The 3,694-nt window shown below is 67.3% G+C and carries 3 protein-coding genes; 1 reads left to right on the top strand and 2 read right to left on the bottom strand.

The features are described 5' to 3' along the window. Positions 1-20: 20 nt before the first annotated feature. Together IIE03_RS14555 and IIE03_RS14550 are read right to left on the bottom strand one after the other, a co-directional pair. Positions 21-1,658: an IS1634 family transposase gene (locus tag IIE03_RS14555; protein WP_192861465.1), complete on the bottom strand. Its 1,638-nt coding sequence runs from the start codon at positions 1,656-1,658 to the stop codon at positions 21-23. Between the two features lie 523 nt (positions 1,659-2,181). Further along, on the bottom strand, positions 2,182-2,634 hold the full coding sequence (locus IIE03_RS14550; RefSeq protein ID WP_192863481.1) for a hypothetical protein: 453 nt from the start codon (positions 2,632-2,634) through the stop codon (positions 2,182-2,184). A 249-nt stretch (positions 2,635-2,883) separates the two neighbouring features. Between IIE03_RS14550 and IIE03_RS14545 the strand changes: the two genes are divergently transcribed. Further along, on the top strand, positions 2,884-3,570 hold the full coding sequence (locus IIE03_RS14545; RefSeq protein WP_192863480.1) for a translation initiation factor IF-2 N-terminal domain-containing protein: 687 nt from the start codon (positions 2,884-2,886) through the stop codon (positions 3,568-3,570). Positions 3,571-3,694 lie beyond the last annotated feature (124 nt).

Raw genomic sequence — 3,694 nt, 5'->3', positions numbered from 1 at the left:
CCCGAGTTTGGTCATTCGGGTTAGTGCGTGACGTCGTCGCGGTTCAGTGCGTCGAGGATGGTCTGCTGTGGGGTGGGGATCGCGGGCGGGAACGTGGCGGTGGTGCCGTTGATGGTGATCGTTGCCGAGCGCAGGGGGCGTAGCTGGCGCACGATGTTGCGGATCGCCAGGCCGGTGCGGTCCTGGGCCGCGCGGGCGACGGCCAGGGCGGTGAACACGATGGTCAGGTGCGCCTCGATCGCGTCGCGGGTGCGGGCGAACATCGGCCGGGCGGCCAGATCGGTCTTGCTCATCCGGAAGGACTGCTCCACGTGCCACAGGTCGTGGTAACAGGTCATCACCTCTGCCGGCGGCATCACCGTGGCCGGGATGTTGGTGACGTAGCCCTTCAGCCCGGCCAGCGCTCGGGCTCGGGCCAGTGCCTTCTCGTCCAGGGTGCGTGCGTCCCCGCTGGTCTTGACGAACCTCGTGGCCTTCGCGGTCCGGGATCCGTCGATCACGTCCCGGGCGCGGTTCTCCTGCAGGGTCAAGGTCGCGTTGTCGCGCACGAACCGTTTGCGGGAGAAGGACCACACCGCCCGCCAGGACCGCGTGTGCGTGGCCGGGTCCCAGACCGGTTCGCTGCGCAGCATCGGGTCGTTCTCGAGGTTCTGCCCGGTCTTCGGGGTGATGGTGTCGATGACCTGGGCGTCGGTGAACGCGTCCCCGTGCCAGCGGAAGTGGGACTCCAGGTCGATCGGTGCCTTGGTCATCCTTGAGCCGACGATGAACCCGAGCTCGGCGCGGTCCAGCTCGGCCAGGTTGCCCGCCGACAGCATGCCCGCGTCGGCGACCACCACGATCCCCTCGATACCGTGGCGAGCCTGGAACTGCTCGATGATCGGCACAATCGTCAGGCGCTCTGCCTTGTTCCCCTCGAAACAGCCGATCTCCAGCGGGAACCCGTACCGGTCCACCAGCAGGCCCACGACGATCTGCGGGTCGACTCGTCGTTCCTTGGAGTAGCCGACCTTCCGCAGCCCGTCCTCTTTCTCGGCCTCGAAGTAGAGCGTGGTGACGTCGTACAAACACAACGACACATCACCGCTGGCCTGCGCGTGATCGAAGCACAACCCGGCGATCTGGTCGCGGTAGCCGTTGCCGACGCAGCGGGCCAGGGTGCGGCGCATCGTCTTCTCGCTCGCCGGGCTGTGGCCCAGGTCCTTCAGAACCCGCCCCACGTCCAGGATCGAGGTCGGCTCCACGATCCGCGCGATCACCAGGTCCCGGAACGTCTCGTCCCCGATCCCGTCGAACCCCAGGTCGGCGAACACGCCTACCAGAGCGTCGAACAAGACACGCGAAGCGGTCGACTCCACCCGCGCGGGACCGACCCGCGGCGCCTGAGACGGGACCGGCTGGCCGCCGAGCAAGGCCGGCTCGCCAGGAGCCGGGACCAGTCCCACCGCGCGCGTCGTGGGCTCCAGACCCAAGTCAAGGACACCCTGCCGGCCGTCGGCAAGCAGGCCGCGGGCCCGTTCCAGCAGGAGGCCGAGCTCGGCCTCGGAGTGCGCCGACCCGAGGTGCTCCACGATCCGCTGACGACGCCCGCCGACGTACTCCGCGATCTGCACAGCCGTCGCCCCGGACGCGGTCCGGACCCGTCGAATGAACGCCACCCACCGAGCGTAGGCCAGCCCGTTAGTGCGTGAAACCGCGCACTAAGACCACCATCACCACAGGTCACAGCACTGCGCCAGCACGGATCAAGCCGAGATGACCAAACTCAGGCCCCCCCTTCTCGACAGCACATAACCGGTAGGATTTCCAGGACTCACGTCGCAACGCGCATCGCTGCCTAGACTGCCGTGCCACACTTGGTCCGCGAGTCCCCTGCTGGTGGAGGGAGTGTCGACGCTCGCTCGCAAGTGGGACGCTGGACCCGAACGACGCGAGAACGGCGGAATCCAGCCGTTGGCGCCGAGGATCTTCACCTCGGTGGCCCGCGCTCTGCGTCCGGTCACTCCGCACTCCGAGCTTGGCGGCTCGGTTCGCGACGGACCCGCGCGTGCGGTCGAGCCGGCGTCCGGCCTCGGACTGGGGGGCGCCCTGGGCGACGAGGCGGCGGAGCGTCTCGCCCTCGTCGGGGCGTCCATGGGCCGTGGCAATAGAAGACCACCTCGCCTCGACTGCGCGTGGAGGCTAGGCCCTCACTTTCTTGGGCTTCTTGGCCTTGTCGGGAGCATCGGGGTCCTTGAAGACCGTCGAGGAGCCAGCCACAATCCACAGAGCCCCGAAGAGGGCGGCGGCGATCCCGAGTATCCAGCCCCACCACGTGCCGATCGAGATAAGGGCCCATGCGCCCCAGGCCGCGCCGCCTGCCACGACGACAATCCAGAAGACCGTTGCGCCGTTGACCGTCCGTCGCATCCGGTACCTCTCGCGCTTTGCGAAGTGCTCTGTCAGCTCATCCGCAACACTCACGACACGCTGCTTGGTGGCGTCGTCGCTGATCTGCTCGGCCATCGACCGCAACCGCTCAATGCGTCGTGCAAGCAGCCGACCGCCATCCAGCCACACGCTGGCGACCTTTACTGCGCCGGCCACGGCCGGAAGACTTCCCACGATGACCGGGATCTGATCGACGATGGACACATCCGCAGACCCTACCGTTCCCGATCCACCCACCACCGAGAGCCCGAGGCGCACCACCGGGCTCGACTCGTGACGGTATTGCGTGACGGGCGCCGAAACTGTAACGTTAGGAGTGGCGGGGCGGGCTGCGCCCAAAATTCAGGAGGCTTCCAGTAGTGGGGGCCTCTTTTCGTTGGGATTTCGCCAGTCTTGCCTGCACCGGCGCCCCTGGCTGAGGCGCCCCTGCGTTGCACTGTCACACTTGTTTGCATGCGTGTGCGAGTCTACGAGTTGGCCCGACAGCTCGACGTCGAGTCGAAGACAGTCCTCAGAGTCCTGAAAGAACTCGGCGAGTACGTTCGCTCGGCCTCGTCGCCGTTGGACGACCACACAGCCAGAGCCGTCAGCGCCAAGATCAGCGGACACCCACAGGACCAGGTCAGCCCCGCACGCCCTTCGAGACTCGTGCACGAGCCGACGAGGCCGGGGAACTCGCTTCGGGCACCGGTTGGAGCCGCGAACGTTCCCCGCCGAACCAACACGCGGATCGATCCGGATGAGCGGCTCACGGCGGAAGAACTCGGGAAACGGTTGTTGGTCCGCTCTGCGACCATTCGGAAGTGGGCGAGCCGCGGCTATCTTCCTGTGGTCGGCAACCGGGGCAGGTCTCGACTCTATCGATACGAGGACGCCCGTCGGGTCCGCGACGAAGCCGCCGCGCGACGCCGGCACGTTTCTGCGCCACCCCCCATCCCGGAACTTCGATGGCAAAGGGTCCGGCCAGTCACGGCCTCGGAGGCTGCCCGGCTGGCAGGGGTCTCGCCATCCACGATCCGCACGTGGGTGCGCCGTGGGCACCTGACGCCGCTTCAGGCCGATGTGCGCCCGATGACCTTCGATGCAAGTTCGGTCGTTCGACTCGCCGACCGGCAGTACCACAAGCGTTGGTCGCCCTGAGCGCCACGCGCTGAAAGCCGAGCCAGCTCACGACGTAGACAACTTCACACCACAACGAGAGGCCCGCCACCGTGCGGGCCTTTTTCATGCCCGGAACCAACGGGCACCACCGACCAGCAGGAAA

This window comes from Myceligenerans pegani, assembly GCF_014892515.1.
Lineage (GTDB): Bacteria > Actinomycetota > Actinomycetes > Actinomycetales > Cellulomonadaceae > Myceligenerans > Myceligenerans pegani.
This window is presented reverse-complemented; position numbering and strand designations above follow the sequence as displayed.